Below are 26563 nucleotides of genomic sequence, written 5' to 3'. Positions count from 1 at the left end.
AAGGAACGTCCTTGCTTGTTTCATCATTAGGCATGACGGATCCGCAATTTATGAGGCATCAATGGCTTTGTCTTTTTCCCTGCCCGGCAAGGGTGCATTCACCGCTCTGATTGCGCTTGGCCTTGTTGCGATACCCTGTTTTTCGGGCATCGGTTCTGACGAGGCACAGGCGCAAACTTTCATCGAACGCATCCTGAAGCAGGACGCCCAAAAGGCAAAGCAACATCGCAAACGTCCTGCAGCAAAGCGCACTCCGAAGAAATCGGTGCCAAAACCGCAAGCCACAAAGCAGGCGGAAAGCGCCCCGGCAAAGCCCAATACAAAACCCGTTCCCGGCATGACAATACCCGTTCCGACACCTGCTCCCCGCCGGGAGGAAACAGCAACCCAAACACCGGAACCGGAAACCCCGCCCGTTCCGACGGAAAAGCCGGAAGAATCCAGGGAGCCGTCGCAGCCCGTCCCGGGTTCTCGAACTGCACCGGTTTCGGTAGAGCCGCCAAAACCGGCTGAAAATCCGAGCCAGCCAGACCAAAAATTGGAAGAACCGAAATCTGACCGCGCTCAGCAGCCAAAGCCGGAGAAGGACGAACGTGTCTATCAGGTATCCTGCCCGGCGCTGATTTCCGGCGAAGTCGAGGGCAAGCTGTTACCCCCGGTCAAGGATGGCGAGCAATGCGGAGCACACTCGCCGTTGTCCCTAACCGCTATCGGTAAGGACGAACCTTTGAAATTCGCCAATGCCGTCACCACAAATTGCGCGATGGCCGTCACGCTGGCGCAATGGAGCGGTGAAGTGACCAAGGCAGCCAAAGACGTGTACGGGACAGATTTAAAAATCGCGGAAATCGGAACCGGCTCGGACTATCAATGCCGGAAGGTGAACGGCGCTTCGTCGGGTCGGGTTTCCGAGCACGCCTTTGCCAACGCGCTCGACATCATGTCGTTCAAATTCTCGGACGGCACCAAGACGGAATTGGAAAGCGGTTGGAACGGTTCCGACAAGGACAAGGCTTTCTGGCGTGCCGTGCACAGCGCAAGCTGCAAGCTTTTCATGACAGTCATCGGCCCGGACGGTGATGCAGCCCATCGCACCAATATGCATCTCGACCAAGGATGCCATGGCAAGTCTTGCCTTGCACGTATCTGCCAGTAGGATATCGTCGTAAGCGTTGGAAATTCATAAAAAAATCAGAATTGCGTCTGTAATCTCTATTCTATTATCGGTTCAATCCTGCCGCTCGCTTGTGAACGACGGGTTTCCAGAAGGACATGGGGCATGAAATCGACCAAACTCATAATTTCCGCAATTTTCGCACTTGGCTTTTCCACCGCTGCCCATGCTGATGCTGTCCCGAAAAGATCAAAGGATTTTACGGGCAACTACCAGACTTTGGTGAAGGATCAGCAAGCAGCGCCGCAGGTCGCGGACTGCATTGCCAGTGCTTATGATTACGTCAAGAAAAGCAAGAAATATGATCGTCTCGGCTTCACAAAGGATGACATTTCATCAGCAGAAACCAATGATAAGTCTTCGAAATTCAGCACGAGTGACCCACGCAAGGTTTCCGCAGTCATTTCGGTTCCCGGCGAAGCGCGCAACAAAAGCGCTTCAACGAAATGGGATAGCATCACGCTGCGCTGTGGCATTACGGATGGCAAGCTGAAAGCAATCGAACTGGCACCGAACAAAACCGGCAAGTAGCCATTGCGGCGAGTGCCTGACGGCGCTCGCCAACCATATTCAGTGTTTCTTTCTGTCGTCTACGTGTTGCGGCAGGCCTTTGCGCTTGGTTTCAGCAAACTCTTCAAGTTCCTTTTCGGTCATCGATTCATACATTTCTTTCGATGCACCGAAGAGCTCGCTCTTCTTGATTTCACCGCGTTTGGCAGCAAGCGCGGCACCGGCGGCTTTCTGTTGGGCCTGGGATTTTGCGGGCATGGGATTTTCTCCTGTTTGATTAAGCAAACGCAGACGGAGATAGGCCGGTTCCTTTTTTGAGCGCATTTCTATCTGATTGAATCAAATCATCGCTGTAAGCTTCTATTTCTAAAGTATATTCTTATCGAGCCACGCTCCCATCAAAACGGGTGCGTGCGTCGCGAAGCAGCGCGCGATTCCTGACAGCCCACTGGCCCAGCACATCGATGGGAACCGCCAGAGAATGCCCAAGTTCGGTCAGTGCATACTCCACTTCTGGCGGAGATGTCGGGTGGACATGTCTGGACACAAGACCGTCCCGCTCCAGCGACCGCAGAGTAACCGTCAACATGCGCTGCGAAATGCCCTCAATGCTGCGTCGCAGAGCATTGAAGCGCATCGAGCCGCCTTGAAGATTGAAAATGACGAGAATACTCCAGGTATCGCCAACCCTATCCAGCACTTCGCGGATCGGACAGGAACCCTCACCATCAGCTTCAAAAGCGGGTGTCGATGAAAGCAAAGGGGTCTTGCCGTCTGGGCGTATCGGTATCGTCATCTTGTTTCTCCACGAAAACTGCTGGCGGATCAGTGTTCTTCGGCATCATTCAATTTAGAGAGCTCCCAGCAACAGTGCGAAGCGCCTGCGCTGAAAACCAGTTTGCCGAACGATTTCCTATCTCTCTTCAACGCGCAAAAAATGCGTAAAAACCAAGCGTTAGAGTGATCCCGCGGATCCGCTTTAACTGAAACGACTCCAGATGCTGTCCTTCAAGGCGGTTACTTCCATGTATCCTGCCCATGTAAAAGTGCGTTCTTCACAAGCTTGGCAGCATCGCATATGTGGTTACCAGAAATAACCTGATTATGAAACATACCTTAATTCGTTCGATACGAGAAGATCGGAAAGGAAAATGCCATGACCAAGATCGCACTGATCGGCGCAACGGGTTTCGTAGGCGCTGCAATTCTCAAGGAAGCTGTGGCACGCGGCGACCAGGTCACAGCGCTTGTTCGCCACCCGGAAAACGTTGAAAAATTCGCCAATGTTACGGCAGTAAAGGCAGACGTGTTCGATACCGAAGCGCTTGCAAAGCAACTTGCTGGGCATGACATCGTGATTTCAGCTTACAATCCAGGCTGGAACGACAAGAATATCCGCGAAAAGCATATCAATGGCAGCCGCTCCATCACCGAGGCGACCAAGAAGGCAGGCGTCAAGCGGCTCATAGCCGTCGGCGGCGCAGGCAGTCTCTCCATCAATGGCAAACAATTGGTCGACTCGCCGGAATTCCCTGCCGAATGGAAGGAAGGCGCGCTCGGCGCCCGTCAGGCGCTCGACGACCTGCGTGGTGAGAATGAACTGGAATGGTCATTTGTGTCGCCGGCAATCATTCTTCAGCCGGGCGAGCGCACTGGCAAATACCGCCTCGGCGGCGACGAACCCGTTTTCGACGACAAGAGTGAAAGCAAGATTTCTGTCGCTGATCTGGCTGTTGCCATTCTGGACGAGGCTGAAAAGGGCCAGCATATTCGCAAGCGCTTCACCGCCGCCTATTGATGCCAATCACAAAAACGCCATATTTCTGACAGGCGTTCGCCGCAAAATCGGTGGTGAAATATCCACATCGCCGCCGGTTTTTGATGCAAACAGATCGCAAAACGGGCACGCTCCCGCTTTGCCTTAATTAGAGCGCCGCTCTAATTATTTGTCCAAACGCGCATCTTGTCCGAAAACCGTTTCACACTTTTCGGGATGCGCGCTCACTCAAACCAGTTCCACGTCAACGACGCCCTGAATGGCTTTCATGGCACTGGCGATCTGCGGACTGACGCGATAGCGATGCGGTAGCTCGATTTCGACTTCGCGCTGACCGTTATCCTTGATGACGATGAGGCTCACCTGTCCGTCGCCGCGCGTGTTGAAATGCGGTGCGATATGCCGGACCGCGTCAGCGGAGCGCAGGTAAAGCCGCAACGCTTTCTGCATGCGGCAGGCCTCGTCTTCAAGCGACTGTACCGTCTGGATACGCAAGCCAATTCCTTCGGGGCGATTTTCAGCCTGAACCGTAATCACCACCGACTTGCCGCTTTCCAGAAGATCGCGATATTGCGCAAGCCCTTCCGAGAACAGGATAGCTTCGAACTGGCCGCTGGCATCGGACAATTGCACAATACCCATCTTGTTGCCGGTGCGGGTCTTGCGCTCCTGACGGGCTGTCACGGTTCCTGCCAGACGACCAGCATTGGCGCCGCGTTTCACGGCTGCGGAAAAATCTGCCCAGCTCTGAACGCGCATGCGGTTGAGCACATCGCGATATTCATCAAGAGGATGCGCCGAAAGATAGAAGCCGACCGCCTGAAACTCACGATGCAGCATTTCCGATGGCAGCCAGGGAGCCGCCTGCGGCAGAATAAGCGTTTCCTTCGGCGCACCTGACAGACCGAAAATATCGGACTGGCCGCTGGCGGCATTTTCCTGTGTACGCTGGGCGAAGCCCATGATACGATCCATGCCTGCACTCATGGCCGGGCGTTCACGACCGAAACAATCCATTGCACCGGCATTGATGAGGCTTTCCAGCACACGCCGGTTGACGATGCGCGGATCGACCCGCTCACAGAAATCCTCAAGGCTTTCAAAAGGCTTCTCGGCACGCACATCGACAATATGATCGACTGCCGCCTCGCCCACGCCCTTGATGGCTGCGAGCGAGTAGAAGATCCGCTTTTCGCCGACTTCAAACGGACGGACGGAAGTCATCACCGAAGGCGGGACGACTTCAATGCCCAGACGATTGGCCTCGCGCCGGAAATCGTTGAGCTTGTCGGTGTTCGACATATCGTAGGTCATAGACGCGGCCAGGAACTCGACCGGATAATGAGCCTTCATATAGGCCGTCTGGTAGGAGACGATGGCATAGGCAGCGGCGTGCGACTTGTTGAAGCCGTAGTCCGCAAACTTGGCCAGCAGGTCGAAGATCATGTTGGCCTGCGCCTTGTCGACGCCGCCTTCAATCGCACCCTCCACAAAACGGACTCGCTGCTTGTCCATTTCCTCGCGGATCTTCTTGCCCATGGCGCGGCGCAGAAGGTCAGCTTCACCGAGCGAATAGCCGGAAAGGACCTGCGCGATCTGCATCACCTGTTCCTGATAGACGATAACGCCCTGCGTTTCCCTGATCAGATGATCGATCTTCGGATGAATGGAGGCGATCTCCTCCTCACCATTCTTGCGCGCATTATAGGTCGGGATGTTCTCCATCGGACCAGGCCGATAAAGCGCCACGAGCGCAATGATATCTTCGATCCGGTCCGGGCGCATACCGAGAAGCGCCTTGCGCATACCCGCACTTTCAACCTGGAACACGCCGACGGTTTCACCGCGCGACAGCATCTCATAGGTCAGCGCATCATCAAGCGGTATATGAGACAGTTCAATGGCGATGCCCTTGCGCGCCACCAGTTCGACCGCCGTTTCGAGAACGGTCAGCGTCTTGAGACCGAGAAAGTCGAACTTGACCAGCCCCGCCTGCTCGACCCATTTCATGTTGAACTGGGTAACAGGCATGTCGGAACGCGGATCGCGATACATGGGCACGAGTTCCGACAGCGGACGGTCACCGATCACAATACCGGCGGCATGGGTCGAGGCGTGGCGATAAAGCCCCTCGAGTTTGAGCGCCATGTCGAGAAGGCGACCGACAACCGGCTCCTTTTCGCGCTCCTCGTTGATCTTCGGTTCGGTTTCGATGGCCTGAGCCAGTGACACCGGATTGGCCGGGTTCTGCGGTACCAGTTTGCACAGACGGTCAACCTGTCCATAAGGCATTTCCAGAACGCGCCCGACGTCGCGCAGCACTGCGCGCGCCTGCAAGGTTCCGAAAGTGATGATCTGTGCGACCTGATCGCGCCCGTACTTTCCCTGCACATAGCGGATCACCTCCTCACGGCGGTCCTGACAGAAATCGATATCGAAGTCGGGCATCGAAACGCGATCCGGATTGAGGAAGCGTTCGAAAAGCAAGGAAAAGCGCAACGGATCGACGTCGGTAATCGTAAGCGCATATGCGACAAGCGAACCGGCACCCGAACCACGACCGGGCCCTACCGGAATGCCTTGGGCTTTCGCCCATTTGATAAAGTCGGCAACGATCAGGAAGTAACCGGGGAACTTCATGCGGGTAATGATGCCGATCTCATATTCGAGACGTTCGGCATATTGTTCCGTCGTATAGCCTTCTGCGAGACCTGCGGTCTCCAGACGCATCTTCAGGCCTTCCCGCGCCTGCTGCGCCAGCTCGTCGGCTTCTTCCTGAACTGCGGCCTCCGCATCATCGGACTCACCCGTGAACCGCGGCAGGATCGGCTGGCGGGTCTGCGTGTACCAGCTACAGCGCTCAGCAATTTCGACCGTGTTGTCGAGTGCTTCAGGCAGATCGGCAAACAGTGCCGCCATTGCCGCGCGGCTTTTCAGATGGTGATCAGGTGTCAGGCGGCGGCGATTATCGTTAGAGAGAATCTGGCCTTCTGCGATAGCAAGAAGGGCATCGTGGGCTTCAAAATCTTCCGCCTTGAGAAAGAACGCCTCATTGGTGGCTACCAGAGGCAGGTCCATCTCATAGGCGAGTGCAACCGTCTTTGCTTCCAGCGTACGGTCGTAGCCTGCCTGACGCTGCAATTCGACATAAAGCCTGTCACCAAAAGCTTCACGCAGGAAAGACAGTCGCGCCTCTGCCCTATCGGGGCGGTCGGCGGCAAAAGCGCGACCGATTGGCCCCAATGCACCACCGGAAAGCACAATGACGTCCTTCGACAGTAGCGGCAGCCAGCTTGCTTCAACATGCACCGGATCACCCGCCTGGGTGTCCAGAAACGCGCGACTGACGAGCCGCACGATATTCGCATAGCCTTCTTCCGTTGCGGCAAGCAGCACGATTGGAGCAAGGTCCAGCGCAATCCGACGATTGACGCTGCGTCCATTGTCATTGTGATCGCCAAAGGCAACATCGACCTGACAGCCGATAATGGGTTGCAGCCCGTCTTTCGATGCCTTTTGCGCAAATTCGAGCGCACCGAACAGATTGTTGGTGTCGGTAACTGCGATAGCCGGCGCCTCGTCGGCAATCGCCTGTTTGATAATCTTGCCGAGCGGCAATGCACCTTCCAGCAAGGAATAGGCCGAGTGTACCCGCAGATGCACAAAATGTGGCGTCAACGCACCGTCATTTGCTGCATTACCTGCTGCTGCATCACTCATTCCATCGACCCCGATCATCTGCCGAGCCACCTGGATGGACATACATCCGGTGCTCTAAATCTTCGCATCGTGCTTGCCGAAAATCGATTCCAATTTTCGGGCCGAAGCTGTAGCCGCCTGATAGCACATTGCTTCAGTGACGGACCATATTTATGGCCCATCGCGGCTGGCGACTCTGTCGCCTGATAGCATCAGTTTCGGGGATTGATATGGCGATGTCCAGTAAGACTATCGCCACCTCGTTGCGGGTTCACAGAAGAACCCGCTGTATGGTCAGCGCCTGATCCAAAATTCGCCATGCCTTGCTTTGAATGGCCTGGCGTTTTCTTGTTCAAACACTCAGATCACGCTCACCCATATGGCGAAAGTTGCGATGAACAGGCTTACCGAAATGAAAGACAGAACGTCGTGGACGAGATCGGTCATGTTGGAAACTCCTCTTTGTTCACGTATGTTTATTTTTTGTTCTATTTTTGTTCCAAAGTCAACACCTGTTCCGGCACGACATTCATTTTAGGGTTTACGAATAGTGAATATACAACCGCAGACGGAAGCCTGCGGAGGCGATAAGCCGATGGTGAGAGTATCGCGACGATGCGTCACCGAGGGACGCCGTGGATCCGGGAGAAATGAGCCCCTATTCAGCAACTGCGCACCCCGTCCTTCGAGACGCCGCTTTCAGCGGCTCCTCAGGATGAGGTGCGAGGGCAATGGTGCTCGGGCAATGGCGACAGGCCTTATAGATCTACGACCTTGCCGTCCTGCAATGTCACGCGCCTGTCCATGCGGCGAGCAAGTTCATGATTATGGGTTGCGATCAGGGCGGCAAGCCCCGACTGCCGTACCAGAGCCTCCAGAGCGCCGAAGACATAAGACGATGTCGTCGGATCAAGGTTGCCGGTCGGTTCGTCTGCCAGAAGGACAAGCGGCGCATTGGCAACGGCACGCGCAATGGCGACGCGCTGCTGTTCACCGCCCGAAAGTTCCGAAGGACGATGGGAGGCCCGCTTGCCGATCTTCATATATTCAAGAAGTTGCTGCGCCCGCTCCGCCGCTGCCTTCTTCGAAAGCCCGCGGATCATCTGCGGCATCATCACATTCTCCAGTGCGGAGAATTCCGGCAGGAGATGATGGAACTGATAGACAAAACCGACGTCGTTGCGGCGCACAGCCGTGCGCTCGTCGTCAGACAATTTGCTGCAGGACCGCCCGTCGAGAAAGACTTCGCCTGTGTCGGGACGCTCCAGAAGGCCCGCCGTGTGCAACAACGTCGACTTGCCCGCGCCCGATGGCGCGACAAGAGCAACCATTTCTCCACGACGAAGCGTGAAATCGGCATCCTTCAGAATGACCAGTTCACGGTCGACTTCCTTATAGGCGCGGCCGACACGCTCCAGCCGCATGATGATTTCAGCCGCCATTTATTCGTACCTCAATGCTTCGACCGGATCGAGCTTGGCAGCGCGCCAGGCCGGGAAAATGGTGGCGATGAATGAAAGCACCAGAGCCATGACGATAACGGAAATCGTTTCGCCCGGGTCCATCTTCGCAGGCAACTGGCTCAGGAAGTAAAGTTCCGGATTGAAGAGCGTCGTGCCCGAAAGCCACGAGAAGAACTCGCGCAGACGCTCGACATTGAGGCAGACGACAACGCCCAGAACAACACCGGCCACAGTGCCGGTAACGCCGATGGCAGCACCCGTCATCAGGAATATTCGCATCACGGCGCCACGGGTTGCCCCCATGGTTCGCAGGATCGCAATATCGTGCCCCTTGTCCTTCACCAGCATGATGAGACCGGAAATGATGTTCAGCGCCGCAACGAGGACGATGAGCGTCAGGATCATGAACATGACATTGCGTTCGACTTCCAGAGCGGAGAAGAAAGTCTGGTTGCGCTGGCGCCAGTCGACAAGCGAGAGCTGACGTCCCGCAGCCTCTTCCACCGGCGCGCGCATCGTATCCACCTTGTCGGGATTATCGACAAAGATCTCAAGCGATTGCACCTTGCCTTCCTGATTGAAGAAAAGCTGTGCTTCGGAAAGCGGCATCATGACAATCGACGAGTCATATTCCGACATGCCGATCTCGAAGATCGCCACAATCGGATAGGCTTTCACACGCGGATTGACGCCGAACGGGGTCACATCGCCATCCGGGGAAATCACCCGCAGCGTATCGCCGATGGAAAGACCGAGATTCTCCGCCATGCGGGTCCCGATGGCGACACCGCCGCTCTGATCGAAGCCCTTTAGCGTGCCCTGACGAATATTACCGGAAACAAGCTTGAGCTTGTCGAGGTCTTCTTCACGCAGGCCCCGCACCAGTGCGCCGGTTCCAGCACCGATATTGCCCTGAACAAGCGCCTGCCCTTCCACAACGGGAATGGCAAACTTGATGCCGGAAATACCGTCGATCCGCTTGATGAGATCGGCGTAGTCATCCAGCGGGCGATCGATCGGCTGCATGATGAGATGGCCGTTAATGCCAAGAATTCGCGTCAGAAGCTCGGCGCGGAAGCCGTTCATCACCGCCATGACGATGATAAGGGTCGCCACGCCCAGCATGATACCTGTGAAGGAAAACCCGGCAATGACCGAGATGAAAGTCTCGCGGCGGCGCGCACGCAGATATCGCCATGCGATCATCCGTTCGAAAGCCGAGAATGGACCAGACTTCGGAGCCTTCTGCGCTACCTTTGCCTGATCCCCGGATTTTGCTGCCGCCGCGTTGCTCATGCTTCTGCCGTCAACAGGTTGATTGCGGCTTCAACGCTCAGAGTCTGGCGTTCGCCGGTCTTGCGATCCTTGATTTCGACTTCACCGGCAGCGACGCCACGCGGGCCGACGATCACCTGCGTCGGCAAGCCGATCAGGTCCATCGTGGCAAATTTCGCGCCCGGACGGTCATCCGTATCGTCGAGCAGAGGATCAATGCCTGCATTGGTCAGTGCTTCGTAAATCTTCTCGCTGACGCTGTCGCAACCTTCATCGCCCGGCTTCATGTTGACGATACCGGCACCGAACGGCGCAATAGCCTTCGGCCAGATGATGCCTGCATCGTCATGGAAGGCTTCGATGGCTGCCGCGACAAGACGCGACGGGCCGATACCATAGGAACCCATGGAAACAAGATGTTCCTTGCCATCCGGACCCTGCACCTTCGCACCCATCGGTTCGGAATATTTGGTGCCGAAATGGAAGATGTGGCCGACTTCGATACCGCGTGCCGAAACCTGATCGTCTGCCTTGACCTTGGCCCAGTCGGCCTCGTCATGCATTTCCTCGGTCGCCGCATAAGGCGTCGTCCAGCGCGTGACGATATCGGTCAGCTGCGCATCGTTGCGGAAATCGGTGTCCGCGCCCGGCACGGCCAGATCCAGATAGGCCTTGTCGCAGAAGACCTGGCTTTCACCGGTTTCCGCCAGAATGATGAATTCGTGCGACAGATCACCGCCGATGGGGCCGGTATCGGCGCGCATCGGGATCGCCTGCAGGCCAACACGCGCGAAGGTGCGCAGATAAGACACGAACATGCGATAGTAAGCCATCTTCGCGCCCTCATAGTCGAGGTCGAACGAATAGGCGTCCTTCATCAGGAACTCGCGCGAGCGCATGACGCCGAAACGCGGGCGCACTTCATCACGGAACTTCCACTGGATGTGGTAGAGATTGAGCGGCAGATCCTTGTAGGAGCGCACATAGGAGCGGAAAATGTCGGTGACCATTTCTTCATTGGTCGGGCCGAAGAGCATATCACGCTCCTGGCGATCCTGAATGCGCAGCATTTCCTTGCCATAGGCATCGTAGCGACCGCTTTCGCGCCACAGGTCGGCGGACTGGATGGTCGGCATCAGGATTTCATTGGCGCCTGCACGGTTCTGCTCTTCGCGAATGATATCGCAAACCTTGTTGAGAACCTTCAGACCGATCGGCAGCCAGGAATAGATGCCGGCCGACTGTTGACGGATCATGCCCGAACGCAGCATCAACCTGTGGGAGACGATTTCCGCCTCCTTGGGGTTTTCCTTCAGAATAGGCAAAAAATACCGCGACAGACGCATCGTAACCACCAATCAAGAGGGACTGCCTGAGTGCTTCAAGAATCAGGCAAAAATTAAGCATATTTGTCGGTTTCTTACCGGGTTATACACCGGTTGGAAACCCGCCTGAAAAAGCTTTCATGATAGCGGATTCCCCCATCCACAGTCGCGATTGCCCGTCGAATGGACCAGCAACGCAAAATGCAGCCTCCAGATTCACATTCATTTTCAATATATTACAGATATATCACTCTCTCTGAGGAAAATTTGCGAAAGAAATATGACGTCATAGAAGATTTTTCGTGACAAAAGCTGTGCAGTTCGCTATTTTTTTCAGCATAAGAGCAACAACGGAATAAAACCGTTGGTTTCACGCGGTCAAAGTCTTGGGAGGATGGATCCAGGCGCGAATTTCGCAGCCGCCAGTCAAATGGAAACGGATCGAACGCGTATTTGATTAGCAAGGCGAAAGCCTTGCTTTTTTTTTGCACTTATAGTCCACCCACGCTTTCCGCGATTTGGCTGTTTTATAGCTCGCAATAACACATTGATTTTGTAGGATTTATCCAGATGCCTTTCGGGCATTCAAGTATTAAATTTCACTTAAGTATAAATCGATTTATTTGAAGGATATTCTATGCGGCGGAGCATCAACGCCACAAATGACACAAGGTTGCGCAGTGTCGAAAATTCAATAAGTTACGCCCGTATGCTCAATGCCTGATACAACTTTTGATAGATATGTCCACTTTTCTTTATACAAAAGAAAGGCTGCCTATTTTCTAGGCAGCCTCAAAATCCATACCGAAATTGACGCAGACGGATCAGGTCAGATCCGGAAAGAAATGTGGAATATCATCAAGGCCGAAACCGCTGATCTGCGTCATATAATAATAGAGCGCGAAAATAAGCGTTGCGACAATGGTTGTCCGCAGAAACGCACGACCGATGCGCGGTTTCGCCGGGGCGCTGGCCACAGTGCCCAAAGTCACTTCGTTCTCTTCGGCCTGTGTGCGCAATCCAACCGGCAGCAACGCAAAGAGTGTTGTCCACCAGATGACGAAATAAATCGCGATGCCTGAAACCAGAGACATGATTATACCTCTTCCAGTTCGATCAGCGTACCGTTGAAATCCTTGGGATGCAGGAACAGAACCCGTTTGCCGTGGGCGCCGATTTTCGGCTCGCCGTCGCCAAGGATACGCGCGCCTTCCGCCTTGAGGCGGTCGCGAGCGGCGATTATGTCCGCGACCTCATAGCAAAGGTGGTGCATCCCGCCGGAAGGGTTCTTTTCCAGAAAGGCTGTAATGGGTGACCCCTCACCCAACGGCTCCAGCAATTCGATCTTGGTGTTGCTGACGTCGATGAAAACCACGGTTACGCCATGTTCGGGCAGTGCTTGCGGCTCGGTGACTTTCGCACCGAGCTTGCCGCGATACAGCGCTGCTGCGGCATCAATATCCGGAACGGCAATCGCCACGTGGTTCAAGCGTTCGAGCATCAGCACCTCCCATGCCGGTCATTCCACAGATTTATGTAGTTACCGTATCCTATTCACGAATACGGTCACCACCGGCTTTTTGCCCCATGCTTCATTTGCCGCAGCGCGAACGGCACGGCGCACGGACTCCCGGACAAGCTCGATATCCTTGCGGCGAACGCGCGGGATGCTGTCGATTGCCTCGATGGTTGCATCCAGCAGGATGTCTTCCAGCAGATCGCCCTGTGCGTTTTCCTCCGGCACACCGAAAGTCACGAGATCGGGCTCATCGATGATCTTGTGTTCACGGTCCAGCAATACCGAAACGGCGACATGCCCCACATAGGCGAGCTTGCGGCGCTCGACCATGCCAATTTCTTCCTCGTCGCCGATCAGCTTGCCGTCCTTATAGATCCGGCCGACAGGCGCTTCATCGATAATCTCGGCCTTGCCGGGTGCCAGACGCAGGATGTCGCCGTCACGCACCTGCGCGACCTGCTCGATGCCCTCCATCGTGCCAAGCGAACCTTGGGCAACGAGATGAGCGGCTTCGCCATGCACAGGCACCAGAATTTGCGGACGAACCCAGGAATACATGCGGCGCAATTCATTGCGTCGCGGATGGCCCGACACATGAACCAATGCGTCCTCATCACCAATGATCTTGATGCCGCGATCAATCAGGCGGTTCTTGATGTCGAGAATGGCCTTCTCATTGCCCGGAATGGCGCGCGATGAGTAGATGACCGTATCGCCCGCCGTCAGCGCGAGGCTGCGCATTTCGTCACGCGCCAGCTTTGCCAGTGCCGCACGCGGCTCGCCCTGACTGCCGGTCAGGATCATCACCACGTTTTCGCGCGGAATATAGCCGTAATCCTCTTCGCTGAGATATTCCGGCAAGCCTTCCATATAGCCAAGCTCGGTCGCAACAGAGATGGCACGTTTCATCGAACGCCCCACCACCAGAACCTGTCGGCCCGCGTCGCGCGCGGCTTCGGCAATCGACCGGATACGACCGACATTCGAAGAGAAGGTCGTGACGGCCACGCGACCGCGTGCATTTTCAATCAATTCACGCAGGCTTTCCCCTACCTGACGTTCCGAAGGGGACTCGCCCTCGCGCAGCGCATTGGTGGAGTCGCAGATCAGCGCCAGCACACCCGCTTCGCCGATGGCACGGAAACGCGCCTCGTCGATAACCGGACCGAGCGACGGTTCCGGGTCCATCTTCCAGTCACCCGTATGAACAACGGTGCCAAGCGGTGTGGTAATGGCCAGCGAAACCGGCTCAGGAATTGAGTGGGTTACCGCGACAGCTTCAATCTTGAAGGGGCCGACTTCAAATTTCTCGCCCGCCTTGTAGATCGTGATCGGAATTTCAGGCGCGCCGTGTTCCGACTGCCGCTTCGCCTCGAGCAGACCGGCAGTGAATGGCGTTGCATAGACCGGAACCTTCAGGCGCGGCCACAGATCAAGCAAGGCGCCGAAATGGTCTTCATGCGCATGCGTGATAACGATGCCGCGCAGATTGTTCTTTTCGGCCTCCAGATAACGTATATCCGGCAGGATGAGATCGGCGCCCGGCTGTTCCGGCCCTGCGAAACTCACGCCCATATCCACGACCAGCCATTCACGGTTATCCGCAGGACCGAAGCCGTACATGGCCAAATTCATGCCGATTTCGCCCACGCCGCCAAGCGGCAGAAAGACGAGTTCCGTAGTATTGGATCGGGCCATGAAATTTCCTCTGTGATTAAAGCGCGTTTCGATCTGATTGAAACAGATCGCGCTCCAAATATTTGTTTTAACGCGCATCTTATCCGAAAACCGTTTCTCACTTTTCGGGATGCGCTCTAATCCTGCACTATTGCGGCATCAACTGGACCTAAAGCTGCCCTGTTGCAACCCCAGTAATACAAAACAAAGCAATTATTTGCGTATTGTGGCAGCAGTTCCGAAATAGACATCGCCAGCCGTTACCGCAACCCGCGAACCATCATCTTCGCGAATAACAAAACGACACGCCTCATCGATTGTCTCAAAACGACCTTCGATGATGCGACCTTCAACCTGCATGGTTACATTCTGGCCAAGGCCATGCGCACGCTGCAGCCAGCGCTTGCGGATATCGTCGAGGCCGCGCCCCTCGTTCCAGACACGATAATTGACCGACCATGCGTCCGACAGGGCTGCGAACAAGGTCTCGGCATCGCATTTGCTGCCGAGAGCCTGCAAGGACGTCGCCGCATAAGGCAGATCATCCGGAAAGGCGACGACATTGGTCCCAATGCCGATTGCAACGGCAAACAAATTCCTGGCCAGAATGGAAGATTCAAGCAGAATGCCCGACAGTTTGGCTCCGTTGATCAAAACGTCATTGGGCCATTTGAGGCCAATCGTCGGCGGAACAGCAGGTCCCGTTGCCGCGAATACGGCATCTAGTGCATCGGCAAGTGACAGGCCGGCAACGAAGCCAAGCGTTGCCGCCGTCTTCATCTCATAGGATTCAACAAGAAGCAGCGTGGAGGCAAGATTGCCCTCGGGCGTAGACCAGGCACGGCCTCGTCTTCCCCGGCCGCTTTCCTGTCTCTTCGAGACAAGCCAGAGCTTGCCCGGATCACCGCTAGCTGCCCGTTCCAGAGCAACCGCGTTGGTGGAGCCTACCGTCTCGAAAACCTCGAGACGGTAGCCAGCATTTTCGGCGACAGGCGAAAGCGCAAAATGCATTCGATCACCTGCCACAGTTTACTTAGAAGAACGTCTTTGCAGCGGCTTCGGCAAATCCACCGATCGGGCCAGCAAGGAAGACGTAGAGGAGCACAAAGGCACCGGTTACGCCGAGAACGAGGCGAAGCTCGCCTGCGACCGGAACGAAACCACCCGTCGGCTCATCGAACCACATGATCTTGATCATGCGCAGATAATAGAATGCACCCACAACCGAAGCCACAATACCGATAATGGCGAGCGGATACAGGCCAGCCTCGACGGCGGCAAGGAAGGTGTACCACTTGCCGAAGAAGCCAGCGAGCGGCGGAATGCCCGCGAGCGAGAACAGGAAGATGGTCATGATCGTTGCCAGCACCGGATTGGTGCGGGACAGACCAGCCAGATCCTCAATGCTCTCCACATTGCCGTCCTTGGTGCGCATTGCGAGAATGAACGCAAAGGTGCCGAGCGTCATGGCAAGGTAGATCGCCATGTAGATCATCACGCCCTTCACGCCAATCACCGTGCCGGCGGCCAGACCAACGAGCGCATAACCCATATGGCTGATCGAGGAATAGGCCATCAGGCGCTTGATGTTGCGCTGGCCGATGGCGGCAAAGGCGCCGAGGACCATCGAGGCAAGCGCGATGAAGATCACAACCTGCTGCCAGTCATGGGTTACCGGAGCAAAGGCTTCCGAGACAACACGGATGATGAGCGCCATGGCGGCCATCTTCGGAGCAGCGGCGAAGAATGCCGTTACCGGTGTCGGAGCGCCTTCATAGACGTCCGGCGTCCACATGTGGAACGGAACGGCAGAAATCTTGAATGCCAGACCGGCCAGAATGAAGACCAGACCGAAGACCAGGCCGAGTTCACGCTGACCGCCGGAGACGGCCTGAGCGATTTCGGTAAAGCCGATATGGCCGGTGTAACCGTAGACGAGCGAAATGCCATAAAGCAGCATGCCCGAAGAAAGCGAACCGAGAACGAAGTATTTCAGACCGGCTTCCGTCGAACGGACGCTATCGCGGTTGAATGCTGCCAGAACGTAGAGAGCCAGCGACTGCAGTTCCAGGCCGAGATAGAGCGACAGCATGTTGGATGCGGAAACCATCAACAGCATGCCGAGCGTGGAAAGTACGATCAGGACCGGAAACTCGAACTTGTCGAACTTCTCCGCCTTGGCGAAACCGACCGACATGATCAGCGTCACGATGGAGCCGATCAATGTCAGCACCTTCATGAAGCGGCCGAAGCTGTCATTGACGATGGCACCGCCGAAAGCGGCGCCGTTCGTCGGGAAAAGGACCACCAGTGCCAGCGCTGCAATAAGCACTGCGACGGATAATCCGTTGACGAGCGTGGTCGCCCGTTCGCCAGAGAACACGCCAATCATGAGCAGTGCCAAGGCGCCTACAGCAAGGAGAACCTCCGGTGCTGCAAGGGTCAGATGAGCTATCAGATCAGTCTGCATGACCTACGCCTTTATTTCTTACTGTGCCGGCAAGGCGCTCGCGGTGCCCGCGAGTGCTGCGTCGTAATGTTGGACCAGGGCGTTCACGGCACCGGCGGTCACATCGAAGACCGGGGTCGGATACACGCCGAAGAAGATGGTGAGCACCACAAGCGGGTAGAGAATGAGCTTCTCACGCGGGCTCAGGTCGAGGAGCGCCTTCAGGCTTTCCTTGGTCAATGCGCCGAAGACCACCTGACGGTAGAGCCAGAGCGCATAAGCCGCCGAGAGAATGACACCCGTCGTCGCGAACAGCGCTACCCAGGTATTGACCCGGAACACACCGAACAGCGTCAGGAATTCACCGATGAAGCCCGAAGTACCCGGCAGACCGACATTCGCCATCGTGAAGATGAGGAAGGCCACCGCATATTTCGGCATATTGTTCACCAGGCCGCCGAAAGCTGCAATCTCACGCGTATGCATGCGGTCATAGATCACACCGACGCAAAGGAAGAGAGCGCCCGACACGATACCGTGCGACAGCATCTGGAAGATAGCGCCCTGCAGGCCCTGCTCATTGGCTGCAAAAATACCCATGGTCACATAGGCCATGTGAGCAACCGACGAATAGGCGATCAGCTTCTTCATGTCTTCCTGCACCATCGCGACGAGCGAGGTGTAGATGATTGCGATGATCGACAGCGCGAAGATGAAGGGTGCGAAATCAGCGGAAGCCAGCGGGAACATCGGCAGCGAGAAACGGATGAAACCGTAGCCGCCGAGTTTCAGGAGGATACCGGCCAGAATGACCGAGCCTGCCGTCGGCGCTTCAACGTGCGCATCCGGCAACCAGGTGTGAACCGGCCACATCGGCATCTTCACGGCGAAGGACGCGAAGAAGGCGAGCCATAGCCATGTCTGCATCGAAGCCGGGAAGTCGTACTTCAGCAGCTCGACGATATTCATCGTGCCGGCCTGCCAGTACATGGCCATGATGGCGATGAGCATCAGCACGGAGCCGAGAAGCGTGTAAAGGAAGAACTTCAAGCTTGCATAGACGCGACGCTTGCCGCCCCACACGCCGATGATGATGAACATCGGAATAAGGCTTGCTTCGAAGAACACGTAGAACAGGAACAGGTCGAGCGCGCAGAACACGCCGATCATCAGCGTTTCCAGAATGAGGAACGCGATCATGTATTCCTTGACGCGCTTGTCCACCGATACCCAGCTTGCGAGAATGCAGAAGGGCATGAGGAAAGCGGAAAGCACCACGAACAGAACGGAAATGCCGTCCACGCCCATGTGGTAGCTGATGCCGCCACCCATCCAGCCGGTCTGTTCGACCATCTGGAAACCAGGGTTCGAATTATCGAACCCTGCCCAGACGACGAGCGACAGGATGAAGACGAACACCGTCGTCAGCAAAGCGACGTTGCGGATATTGCGACGCGAAGCCTCGCTGTCGTCCTTGATCAGAAGGATCAGTAACGCGCCGACGAGCGGCAGAAACGTGACCGTTGAGAGAATTGGCCAGTCGGTCATCAGAAAGAGCTCCCGAGCATCATCCAAGTGACGAGCGCGGCGACGCCGATCAGCATCGCGAATGCGTAGTGATAAAGGTAGCCGGACTGCATCTTGACGACGCGGTTGGTGACACCGAGCACGCGGGCCGAGATGCCATCCGGGCCGAAGCCGTCAATAAGCCAGCCGTCGCCACCCTTCCAGAACAAGCGGCCAAGCCAACGAGCCGGACGTACGAAGATGAAATCGTACAGTTCGTCGAAGTACCACTTGTTGAGAAGGAACTGGTAGAGGCCACGATGACGGGCAGCCAGCGCCTTCGGCATTTCCGGCGAGCGGATGTAGAAGATCCAGGCGACGATGAAGCCGACGATCATCGCTGTAAACGGCGACAACTTAACCCACAGAGGAACATGGTGATATTCCTCAAGAACCTGGTTGGCTGCCGAGGTGAACAGCGCACCCTTCCAGAATTCGGCATATTCGTGGCCGAAGAAGAGTTCCTTGAACACGACACCGGCAAAGATCGCGCCAACGCCGAGGATCAGCAGCGGAACGAACATGACGGCCGGCGATTCATGAACATGATGCATGACTTCGGCCGAAGCACGCGGCTTGCCATAGAAGGTCATGAAAATCAGACGCCATGAATAGAAGCTCGTGAAGAGCGCTGCAACAATCAGAAGCGTCGAAGCGTAGCCGCTGGCAGCGCTGTGCGAAGCGAAGACGGATTCGATGATCGCATCCTTGGAGAAGAAACCGGCGGTGCCGATGATCGTGCCCGGAATGCCCAGACCCGTAATGGCAACCGTACCGATGACCATCATCCAGTAGGTGATCGGGATCAGCTTGCGCAGGCCACCCATGCGACGCATGTCCTGCTCTTCCGAAACGGCATGGATAACCGAACCGGCGCAAAGGAACAGAAGCGCCTTGAAGAATGCGTGCGTGAACAGGTGGAATACGGCGGCGCCATAGGCCCCCACACCGAGCGCTGCAAACATATAGCCGAGCTGCGAACAGGTCGAATAGGCGATCACGCGCTTGATGTCATTCTGCACGAGAGCGACCGTTGCCGCGAAGAAAGCGGTGGTGGCGCCGATGATCGTGACGACCAGAAGTGCGGTCTGCGAAAGTTCGAAGATCGGCGACATACGGGCGACCATGAACACGCCCGCGGTAACCATGGTAGCGGCGTGAATGAGAGCCGAAACCGGGGTCGGGCCTTCCATGGCGTCCGGAAGCCAGGTGTGCAGCAGGAACTGCGCCGACTTGCCCATCGCGCCCATGAACAGCAGCAGACAGGTGATCGTGATCGCGCCCTGCTTGTCGAGCTGATAGCCGAGGAAGTTCAGAACAACCTGATTGGCATCGGCAGCACCTTCAGCCGGAAGATAATTGGCTGCGGCAGCGAAGATCGTGTTGTAGTCGACCGACTGGAACAGCGCGAACACACCGAAGATGCCGAGCAGGAAGCCGAAGTCACCGACGCGGTTGACGACGAACGCCTTCATGGCGGCTGCATTGGCCGAAGGCTTCTGGAACCAGAAACCGATCAGGAGGTACGAAGCCAGACCCACGCCTTCCCAGCCGAAGAACATCTGGATCAGATTGTCCGACGTGACCAGCATGAGCATGGCGAAGGTGAAAAGCGACAGATAGGCGAAGAAGCGCGGACGGTGCGGATCGTGGTGCATATATCCAATGGAATAGATGTGCACGAGAGCCGACACGGAATTCACCACGACCAGCATGACGCCGGTGAGCGTATCGATGCGCAATGCCCAGTCGAAAGAAAGCGTACCCGACGTTACCCAGTGAAGAACCGGGATACGAACGGTTTCCGCGTCGTGGCCGAGCGGAATCTGGAAGAACACGACCCAAGACAGGATCGCGACGACGACCATGAAACCGGAAGTGATGTATTCGCTCGCCTTGGCTCCGATCTGATTGCCGAAAAGACCGGCAATCAGGAAGCCTAGAAGCGGAAGGAAGACGATCGCGTAATAGAGCATTTGCCCGTCAACCTTTCATAACATTGACGTCTTCCACCGCGATGGAGCCGCGATTACGGAAGAAAACAACGAGAATTGCCAGACCGATAGCTGCTTCAGCAGCCGCAACAGTCAGAACGAAAAGGGCGAAGACCTGCCCGACCATATCGCCGAGCTGGCTGGAGAACGCCACGAAATTGAGATTGACCGAAAGAAGGATCAATTCGATCGACATCAGGATAACGATGACATTCTTGCGGTTCAAAAAGATGCCGAAGACGCCAAGCGTAAACAGGATGGCCGAAACGGTCAGATAATGAGCGATACCGATTTCCATATGCTTATCCTTAGATGCCTTTGCCCGTTTCGACCTGCTTGATCTCGATCGCCGTTTCGGGCGTGCGAGCAACCTGGACCGGAATGGACTGGCGCTTGACATTTGGCTTGTGCCGCAGCGTCAGAACGATGGCACCGATCATCGCGACCAGAAGGACGAGACCGGCAACCTGGAAGTAGAAGACGAAGTCGGTGTAGAGAATGTCGCCCAGAGCAGCGGTATTGCTCCGCTCGGCGATATTCGGGATCGGCACAGCGCCCTGCCCCAGCTTCGGTGCAAACATGTTGCTTGCGAACACGAAAATCAGTTCGCCGAGCAAGATGAGGCCAACCAAAGCGCCGACCGGCGCATATTGCAGCGCACCGCGTTTCAGTTCCGAGAAATCCACATCCAGCATCATGACGACGAAGAGGAAGAGAACCGCCACAGCTCCGACGTAAACGACGAGCAGGATCATGGCGAGGAACTCAGCCCCGGTCAGCAGGAACAAAGCTGCCGCATTGAAGAATGTGAGGATCAGAAACAGCACCGAATGCACGGGGTTGCGTGCCGCAATCACCATGAACGCGCTTGCGATCATGATGAAAGCGAACAGATAGAAAAACGCTGCCGCAATACCTGTCAGCATGGGGATCCCCCAACACCTTTCCGTGAGCAAAGCCCTATTGCTTTGCCCGCTTTATTCATAAACTCTTGTCCAAGCACCGAAGTGATCGAAAACCGAAGCCGATTTTCGATCCGACGCTCGAACTGATCGAAAAACCGATCAGCGATAAGGCGCATCCATCGCGATATTACGCGCGATTTCGCGTTCCCAACGGTCACCATTGGCGAGGAGCTTGTCCTTGTCGTAGTAAAGCTCTTCGCGTGTCTCGGTCGCGAACTCGAAGTTCGGACCTTCGACGATGGCATCCACCGGACATGCTTCCTGGCAGAAACCACAATAGATGCACTTCACCATATCGATGTCGTAACGCACCGTGCGGCGGGTGCCGTCATTGCGGCGCGGACCGGCTTCGATGGTGATAGCCTGTGCCGGGCAGATCGCTTCGCAAAGCTTGCAGGCGATGCAGCGTTCTTCACCGTTCGGATAACGGCGCAGCGCGTGCTCACCACGAAAGCGCGGCGAAACCGGACCCTTTTCATGCGGGTAGTTCAACGTCGCCTTGGGCGCGAAGAACTGGCGCATGGAAAGGAAGAATGCGCCAACGAATTCCTTCAGAAGGAGCGATTTGGCTGCTTGAGCGAATGAAGCCATAGTTATTACTCCTTACGCCAGACCGAAGACTTTGAGGAAGGTCGCGGTTGCGACAACCATGAAGAGCGAGATCGGCAGGAACACTTTCCAGCCAAGGCGCATCAGCTGGTCGTAGCGATAACGCGGAACGAAAGCCTTCACCATTGCGAAGAGGAAGAAGCAGAAGCAGAGCTTCAGCATGAACCAGATGATGCCCGGAACCCAGCTGAGGAACCAAACGTCAACCGGAGGCAGCCAGCCGCCAAGGAAGAGCGTCGTCATCAGGGCGCACATCAGCGTGATTGCCACATATTCGCCGAGGAAGAACAGAAGGAACGGCGTGGACGAATATTCGATCATATGACCGGCCACGAGTTCGGATTCAGCTTCGACGAGGTCGAAAGGCGGACGGTTCGTTTCAGCAAGCGCCGAAATGAAGAAGATCACGAACATCGGGAACAGAGCCAGCCAGTTCCAGTCGAGGAACGAAGCCGGAAGGCCAAGCATGGTGCCGAGGCCGGTATTCTGCGAAAGCACGATGTCGGTCAGATTAAGCGAGCCAACCGTCAGCAGAACAGTAACGATCACGAAGCCGATGGAGACTTCGTAGGAAACCATCTGCGCAGCGGAGCGAAGCGCGCCGAGGAACGGATACTTCGAGTTGGAGGCCCAGCCGCCCATGATCACGCCGTAAACTTCAAGCGAAGAAATGGCGAAGATATAGAGAATGCCGACATTGATATTGGCGATGGCCCAGCCTTCACTGACCGGGATGACCGCCCAGGTTGCCATTGCAAGAACGGCGGACACGAAAGGCGCAAGGAGGAAGACCCCCTTGTTTGCGCCAGACGGAATGATCGGTTCCTTGAAGACGAACTTCAACAAGTCGGCGAAAGCCTGGAACAGACCCCAGGGACCGACAACGTTCGGACCGCGACGAAGCTGTACTGCTGCCCAGATCTTGCGATCTGCGTAAAGCAGGTAAGCGACGACGATCAACAATACGACGAGCAGAACGACCGACTTCAGCGCTATGATAAGCGCGGGCAAGACGTAAGCTGCAAAAATTCCTTCCATTGTTCCGTCTCTCTCTCGCTTACTCGGCAGCCTGCTGGAAGCCACCAGCCGCGAGCGCCGAGCATTCGGCCATGACGGCGGAAGCGCGCGCTATTGGGTTCGTCAGGTAGAAGTCCTTGACCGGGGAAACAAATGCATCTTTGCCCAGGTTGGAAGCTTTTGCTGCCAGCGCGACGAGATCGTCAGCGGAAGCAGGCGTGATGGTGTCGATGGCCAGCATATGCGGATAGTCCGCATAGAGCTTGGCACGAAGCTGTTGCAGCGAATCGAACGGCAGGCGCTTGCCAAGGCTGTCGGAAAGAGCGCGCAGGATTGCCCAGTCTTCCTTTGCCTCGCCCGGTGCGAAACCGGCGCGGCTACCAAGCTGCACACGACCTTCGGTGTTGAGCCAGGTGCCCGACTTTTCCGTATAGGCTGCGCCCGGCAGGATCACGTCGGCAGCATGTGCACCGGCATCGCCGTGCGTACCGATGTAAACGACGAAGCTCGAACCCTTCCGGGTCATGTCGAGTTCATCTGCACCGAGCAGGAACACAACATCCAGATTGCCCAGCATGTCGCCCGCTGCCTTGCCGCCCTCACCCGGCACAAAGCCGAGATCCAGAGCGCCAACGCGCGAAGCAGCAGTGTGCAGAACGGAGAAGCCGTTCCACTCATCCTTGATCGCGCCGACATCCTGAGCGAGCTTGGCAGCAGCGGACAGAACTGCCTGACCGTTTTCGCCGGTGAGCGCGCCCTGACCGATGATGATCAGCGGACGCTCAGCCTTGGCCAGCACGTCGCGGAACGCGTTCTTGCCGGCAGCAACGGCGGCAAGCGTTTCAGCGCCAGCCCCCAGATATTCGTAATTGTAACGCAGCTCAGCCTGTTCACCGATCAGGGCGACCGGGAAATGGCCCATGCGCTGACGCTTGCGAATGCGAGCGTTCAGAACGGCAGCTTCAATGCGCGGATTGGAACCGATGATGAGCAGAGCATCAGCGTTTTCAATACCTTCAATCGTTGCGTTAAAGAGATAGCTTGCACGGCCCAGTGCCGGATCGAGTGCTGCACCATCCTGGCGGCTGTCGATATTGGCAGTGCCGAGCGAAGTCATCAGACCCTTCAGCGCATAGATTTCTTCCACCGAAGCCAGATCGCCTGCAACAGCACCAATCTTGTCGGCAGAGGTTGCTGAAACCTTGGCAGCGATTGCCGAGAACGCTTCCGGCCAGGTTGCGGCGACCAGACGGCCATCCTTGCGCACATATGGGCGGTCAAGGCGCTGGGTGCGCAGGCCATCCCAGATGAAGCGGGTCTTGTCGGAAATCCACTCTTCGTTCACCGCTTCGTTGACGCGCGGCATGACGCGCATCACTTCGCGGCCACGGGTGTCGACGCGGATGTTCGAACCGACCGCATCCATCACGTCGATGGTTTCGGTCTTGTTTAATTCCCACGGACGGGCCTGAAACGCATAAGGACGCGAGGTCAAAGCGCCAACCGGGCAAAGATCGATCACGTTGCCCTGCAGTTCCGATGTCATGGCGCGTTCGAGATAGGTGGTGATCTCGGCGTCTTCGCCACGGCCAATGAGGCCGAGTTCAGAAATGCCAGCAACTTCGGTCGTGAAGCGGACGCAGCGCGTGCAGTGAATGCAGCGCGTCATCACCGTCTTGACGAGCGGGCCGATATATTTGTTTTCGACAGCGCGCTTGTTCTCGCGATAGCGCGAACCGTCGGTGCCGAAAGCCATTGCCTGATCCTGCAGATCGCACTCGCCGCCCTGATCGCAGATCGGGCAATCCAGCGGGTGGTTGATGAGCAGGAATTCCATCACGCCTTCGCGGGCCTTCTTGACCATCGGCGTGTTGGTGAAGATTTCAGGGGATTCGCCATTCGGGCCCGGACGCAGATCGCGCACGCCCATAGCGCAGGAGGCCGCCGGCTTCGGCGGTCCGCCCTTTACTTCAACCAGGCACATACGGCAGTTTCCAGCGATGGAAAGCCGTTCGTGGAAACAGAAACGCGGCACTTCCGCGCCCGCGGCTTCGGCAGCCTGAAGGAGCGTATAGTGATCGGGAACCTCGACCTCTGTGCCGTCAACCTTGATCTTTGCCATCGCTTTTCCAAACCTGCGGCTCATGCCGCATATTCTAGACGTCAAACTTGTTCGCCTTCCCTCACCCGGGAAGGCTCAACGCAACTCGTTCAGCCTTATTCCGCTGCTTCCAGACGGATATTGCGGCTCTGCACGGCGTTGCGGGTATAATCGTCAATGCGCTTTTCAATTTCCGGACGGAAATTGCGGATCAGACCCTGAATAGGCCATGCAGCGGCATCACCGAGAGCGCAGATCGTGTGACCTTCAATCTGCTTGGTCACGTCGAACAGCATGTCGATTTCGCGCTTCTGCGCGTTACCCTTGACCATGCGTTCCATCACACGCCACATCCAGCCGGTGCCTTCACGGCACGGCGTGCACTGGCCGCAGCTCTCATGCTTGAAGAACGCTGCCAGACGGGCAATCGCCTTGATGATGTCGGTGGACTTGTCCATGACGATCAAGCCGCCGGTGCCGAACGACGATTTCTTGTCGCGCATTCCGTCAAAATCCATGATGGCATCCATCATGTCTTCGCCCTTGATGACCGGGCATGATGCGCCGCCCGGAATAACCGCCAGCAGATTGTCCCAGCCGCCGCGAATGCCGCCGCCGTGCTTTTCGATCAGATCACGGAAAGGAATGCCGAGGCCTTCTTCCACGACGCAAGGCGTGTTCACGTGACCGGAAATCTGGAACAGCTTGGTGCCGACATTGTTCGGGCGTCCGATGGACGAGAACCATGCCGCGCCACGACGCAGGATCGTCGGCGCAACGGCGATCGATTCCACGTTGTTCACGGTCGTCGGGCAGCCATAAAGGCCCATATTCGCAGGGAACGGAGGCTTGAGGCGCGGCTGGCCCTTCTTGCCTTCAAGGCTTTCGAGCAGAGCCGTTTCTTCACCGCAGATATAAGCACCGGCGCCGTGGCTGACAAAAATGTCCATATCCCAGCCGCACTTGTTGCCCTTGCCAAGCAAACCGGCATCGTAGCACTCGTCAATTGCTGCCTGAAGAGCTTCACGCTCACGCATGAACTCGCCGCGAATATAAATATAAGCGGTATTTGCACCCATGGCGCAACCGGCGATCATGCAGCCTTCGATCAGCGTATGCGGATCATGGCGCAGAATTTCGCGGTCCTTGCAGGTGCCCGGCTCGGATTCATCGGCGTTGACGACCAGATAATGCGGGCGACCGTCGCTCTGCTTGGGCATGAACGACCACTTGAGACCCGTCGGGAAGCCAGCGCCGCCACGGCCACGCAGGCCCGACGCCTTCATCTCGTCGATGATCCAGTCACGGCCCTTTTCGATCAAGCCCTTGGTGTTGTCCCAATGGCCGCGCGCCATGGCACCCTTCAGGGACTGATCCTTGAAGCCGTAAATATTGGTGAAGATGCGATCTTTATCAGCCAGCATGTCTCACCTGTTTCCGTTC

Annotated in this window: 22 protein-coding genes; 3 read left to right on the top strand and 19 right to left on the bottom strand. The window is 56.4% G+C overall.

Features of this window, described 5'->3' with window-relative positions; translation table 11 throughout:
• The first annotated feature begins 61 nt into the window (after positions 1-61).
• Positions 62-1156 (top strand): extensin family protein, encoded by a 1095-nt coding sequence (locus CQZ93_RS05290; protein WP_105541651.1) that lies wholly within the window; start codon positions 62-64, stop codon positions 1154-1156.
• A gap of 123 nt (positions 1157-1279) precedes the next feature.
• Positions 1280-1705: a type IV secretion system effector BspC gene (bspC, locus tag CQZ93_RS05285; protein ID WP_105541650.1), complete on the top strand. Its 426-nt coding sequence runs from the start codon at positions 1280-1282 to the stop codon at positions 1703-1705.
• A 39-nt stretch (positions 1706-1744) separates the two neighbouring features.
• Here bspC and CQZ93_RS05280 read toward each other — a convergent pair whose 3' ends face one another.
• A complete protein-coding gene (locus tag CQZ93_RS05280; RefSeq protein WP_105543187.1) occupies positions 1745-1942 on the bottom strand; it encodes a DUF3008 family protein in 198 nt (65 codons plus the stop codon).
• 121 nt (positions 1943-2063) lie between these two features.
• A complete protein-coding gene (locus CQZ93_RS05275; protein WP_105541649.1) occupies positions 2064-2480 on the bottom strand; it encodes a winged helix-turn-helix transcriptional regulator in 417 nt (138 codons plus the stop codon).
• A 360-nt stretch (positions 2481-2840) separates the two neighbouring features.
• Here CQZ93_RS05275 and CQZ93_RS05270 point away from each other — a divergent pair, with 360 nt between their 5' ends.
• Positions 2841-3482: an NAD(P)-dependent oxidoreductase gene (locus CQZ93_RS05270; protein ID WP_105541648.1), complete on the top strand. Its 642-nt coding sequence runs from the start codon at positions 2841-2843 to the stop codon at positions 3480-3482.
• Positions 3483-3689: 207 nt separating this feature from the next.
• Here the strand turns inward: CQZ93_RS05270 and dnaE are convergent, their stop codons facing one another.
• The 17 genes from dnaE to nuoF all read right to left on the bottom strand — a co-directional run bounded on the left by dnaE (position 3690) and on the right by nuoF (position 26544).
• Positions 3690-7181 carry a DNA polymerase III subunit alpha gene (gene dnaE, locus CQZ93_RS05265; RefSeq protein ID WP_105543186.1) on the bottom strand — a complete coding sequence of 1164 codons (3492 nt, stop codon included), beginning with the start codon at positions 7179-7181 and terminating at the stop codon, positions 3690-3692.
• A gap of 737 nt (positions 7182-7918) precedes the next feature.
• The gene (locus tag CQZ93_RS05260) at positions 7919-8602 is read right to left on the bottom strand and encodes an ABC transporter ATP-binding protein (RefSeq protein ID WP_105541647.1); all 684 of its coding nucleotides are present in this window, start codon (positions 8600-8602) and stop codon (positions 7919-7921) included.
• Positions 8603-9919 carry a lipoprotein-releasing ABC transporter permease subunit gene (locus CQZ93_RS05255; protein ID WP_105541646.1) on the bottom strand — a complete coding sequence of 439 codons (1317 nt, stop codon included), beginning with the start codon at positions 9917-9919 and terminating at the stop codon, positions 8603-8605.
• Positions 9916-11244, bottom strand: a complete 1329-nt coding sequence (gene proS, locus CQZ93_RS05250; protein ID WP_105541645.1) for a proline--tRNA ligase — start codon at positions 11242-11244, stop codon at positions 9916-9918. Before proS ends, CQZ93_RS05255 begins: the two co-directional genes overlap by 4 nt.
• Positions 11245-12047: 803 nt before the next feature.
• A complete protein-coding gene (locus tag CQZ93_RS05245; protein WP_105541644.1) occupies positions 12048-12317 on the bottom strand; it encodes a DUF1467 family protein in 270 nt (89 codons plus the stop codon).
• A gap of 2 nt (positions 12318-12319) precedes the next feature.
• Positions 12320-12724 carry a methylmalonyl-CoA epimerase gene (gene mce, locus CQZ93_RS05240; RefSeq protein ID WP_105541643.1) on the bottom strand — a complete coding sequence of 135 codons (405 nt, stop codon included), beginning with the start codon at positions 12722-12724 and terminating at the stop codon, positions 12320-12322.
• A gap of 39 nt (positions 12725-12763) precedes the next feature.
• Positions 12764-14440 carry a ribonuclease J gene (locus CQZ93_RS05235; protein ID WP_105543185.1) on the bottom strand — a complete coding sequence of 559 codons (1677 nt, stop codon included), beginning with the start codon at positions 14438-14440 and terminating at the stop codon, positions 12764-12766.
• 192 nt (positions 14441-14632) lie between these two features.
• On the bottom strand, positions 14633-15430 hold the full coding sequence (locus tag CQZ93_RS05230; RefSeq protein ID WP_105541642.1) for a biotin--[acetyl-CoA-carboxylase] ligase: 798 nt from the start codon (positions 15428-15430) through the stop codon (positions 14633-14635).
• Between the two features lie 22 nt (positions 15431-15452).
• Complete coding sequence (nuoN, locus tag CQZ93_RS05225) at positions 15453-16889, bottom strand: NADH-quinone oxidoreductase subunit NuoN (protein WP_105541641.1); 1437 nt, start codon at positions 16887-16889, stop codon at positions 15453-15455.
• An 18-nt stretch (positions 16890-16907) separates the two neighbouring features.
• Positions 16908-18416 (bottom strand): NADH-quinone oxidoreductase subunit M, encoded by a 1509-nt coding sequence (locus tag CQZ93_RS05220; protein ID WP_105541640.1) that lies wholly within the window; start codon positions 18414-18416, stop codon positions 16908-16910.
• Positions 18416-20410, bottom strand: a complete 1995-nt coding sequence (gene nuoL, locus CQZ93_RS05215; protein WP_105541639.1) for an NADH-quinone oxidoreductase subunit L — start codon at positions 20408-20410, stop codon at positions 18416-18418. Before nuoL ends, CQZ93_RS05220 begins: the two co-directional genes overlap by 1 nt.
• A gap of 7 nt (positions 20411-20417) precedes the next feature.
• Complete coding sequence (gene nuoK, locus CQZ93_RS05210; RefSeq protein ID WP_006466598.1) at positions 20418-20726, bottom strand: NADH-quinone oxidoreductase subunit NuoK; 309 nt, start codon at positions 20724-20726, stop codon at positions 20418-20420.
• 10 nt (positions 20727-20736) lie between these two features.
• Positions 20737-21354, bottom strand: coding sequence for an NADH-quinone oxidoreductase subunit J (locus CQZ93_RS05205; protein ID WP_105541638.1), 618 nt, complete (start codon positions 21352-21354; stop codon positions 20737-20739).
• A 138-nt stretch (positions 21355-21492) separates the two neighbouring features.
• The gene (gene nuoI, locus CQZ93_RS05200) at positions 21493-21984 is read right to left on the bottom strand and encodes an NADH-quinone oxidoreductase subunit NuoI (protein WP_007874549.1); all 492 of its coding nucleotides are present in this window, start codon (positions 21982-21984) and stop codon (positions 21493-21495) included.
• A gap of 12 nt (positions 21985-21996) precedes the next feature.
• Positions 21997-23040 carry an NADH-quinone oxidoreductase subunit NuoH gene (nuoH, locus tag CQZ93_RS05195; RefSeq protein WP_105541637.1) on the bottom strand — a complete coding sequence of 348 codons (1044 nt, stop codon included), beginning with the start codon at positions 23038-23040 and terminating at the stop codon, positions 21997-21999.
• A gap of 19 nt (positions 23041-23059) precedes the next feature.
• A complete protein-coding gene (gene nuoG, locus CQZ93_RS05190; RefSeq protein ID WP_105541636.1) occupies positions 23060-25141 on the bottom strand; it encodes an NADH-quinone oxidoreductase subunit NuoG in 2082 nt (693 codons plus the stop codon).
• Positions 25142-25236: 95 nt separating this feature from the next.
• Positions 25237-26544 carry an NADH-quinone oxidoreductase subunit NuoF gene (gene nuoF, locus CQZ93_RS05185; protein ID WP_105541635.1) on the bottom strand — a complete coding sequence of 436 codons (1308 nt, stop codon included), beginning with the start codon at positions 26542-26544 and terminating at the stop codon, positions 25237-25239.
• Positions 26545-26563 lie beyond the last annotated feature (19 nt).

The organism is Ochrobactrum vermis, from assembly GCF_002975205.1.
Classification (GTDB): Bacteria; Pseudomonadota; Alphaproteobacteria; order Rhizobiales; family Rhizobiaceae; genus Brucella; species Brucella vermis.
This window is presented reverse-complemented; position numbering and strand designations above follow the sequence as displayed.

Excerpts from the sequence above, each read along its gene's own strand:
- proS (WP_105541645.1), bottom strand. The coding sequence starts at position 11,244 with ATGCGTCTGTCGCGGTATTTTTTGCCTATTCTGAAGGAAAACCCCAAG.
- nuoG (WP_105541636.1), bottom strand. The coding sequence starts at position 25,141 with ATGGCAAAGATCAAGGTTGACGGCACAGAGGTCGAGGTTCCCGATCAC.
- CQZ93_RS05280 (WP_105543187.1), bottom strand. The coding sequence starts at position 1,942 with ATGCCCGCAAAATCCCAGGCCCAACAGAAAGCCGCCGGTGCCGCGCTT.
- nuoH (WP_105541637.1), bottom strand. The coding sequence starts at position 23,040 with ATGGAAGGAATTTTTGCAGCTTACGTCTTGCCCGCGCTTATCATAGCG.
- nuoF (WP_105541635.1), bottom strand. The coding sequence starts at position 26,544 with ATGCTGGCTGATAAAGATCGCATCTTCACCAATATTTACGGCTTCAAG.
- CQZ93_RS05275 (WP_105541649.1), bottom strand. The coding sequence starts at position 2,480 with ATGACGATACCGATACGCCCAGACGGCAAGACCCCTTTGCTTTCATCG.
- nuoK (WP_006466598.1), bottom strand. The coding sequence starts at position 20,726 with ATGGAAATCGGTATCGCTCATTATCTGACCGTTTCGGCCATCCTGTTT.
- CQZ93_RS05255 (WP_105541646.1), bottom strand. The coding sequence starts at position 9,919 with ATGAGCAACGCGGCGGCAGCAAAATCCGGGGATCAGGCAAAGGTAGCG.
- CQZ93_RS05260 (WP_105541647.1), bottom strand. The coding sequence starts at position 8,602 with ATGGCGGCTGAAATCATCATGCGGCTGGAGCGTGTCGGCCGCGCCTAT.
- bspC (WP_105541650.1), top strand. The coding sequence starts at position 1,280 with ATGAAATCGACCAAACTCATAATTTCCGCAATTTTCGCACTTGGCTTT.
- CQZ93_RS05230 (WP_105541642.1), bottom strand. The coding sequence starts at position 15,430 with ATGCATTTTGCGCTTTCGCCTGTCGCCGAAAATGCTGGCTACCGTCTC.
- CQZ93_RS05290 (WP_105541651.1), top strand. The coding sequence starts at position 62 with ATGGCTTTGTCTTTTTCCCTGCCCGGCAAGGGTGCATTCACCGCTCTG.
- CQZ93_RS05205 (WP_105541638.1), bottom strand. The coding sequence starts at position 21,354 with ATGCTGACAGGTATTGCGGCAGCGTTTTTCTATCTGTTCGCTTTCATC.
- nuoN (WP_105541641.1), bottom strand. The coding sequence starts at position 16,889 with ATGCAGACTGATCTGATAGCTCATCTGACCCTTGCAGCACCGGAGGTT.
- dnaE (WP_105543186.1), bottom strand. The coding sequence starts at position 7,181 with ATGAGTGATGCAGCAGCAGGTAATGCAGCAAATGACGGTGCGTTGACG.
- CQZ93_RS05235 (WP_105543185.1), bottom strand. The coding sequence starts at position 14,440 with ATGGCCCGATCCAATACTACGGAACTCGTCTTTCTGCCGCTTGGCGGC.
- mce (WP_105541643.1), bottom strand. The coding sequence starts at position 12,724 with ATGCTCGAACGCTTGAACCACGTGGCGATTGCCGTTCCGGATATTGAT.
- nuoI (WP_007874549.1), bottom strand. The coding sequence starts at position 21,984 with ATGGCTTCATTCGCTCAAGCAGCCAAATCGCTCCTTCTGAAGGAATTC.
- CQZ93_RS05245 (WP_105541644.1), bottom strand. The coding sequence starts at position 12,317 with ATGTCTCTGGTTTCAGGCATCGCGATTTATTTCGTCATCTGGTGGACA.
- CQZ93_RS05270 (WP_105541648.1), top strand. The coding sequence starts at position 2,841 with ATGACCAAGATCGCACTGATCGGCGCAACGGGTTTCGTAGGCGCTGCA.
- nuoL (WP_105541639.1), bottom strand. The coding sequence starts at position 20,410 with ATGCTCTATTACGCGATCGTCTTCCTTCCGCTTCTAGGCTTCCTGATT.
- CQZ93_RS05220 (WP_105541640.1), bottom strand. The coding sequence starts at position 18,416 with ATGACCGACTGGCCAATTCTCTCAACGGTCACGTTTCTGCCGCTCGTC.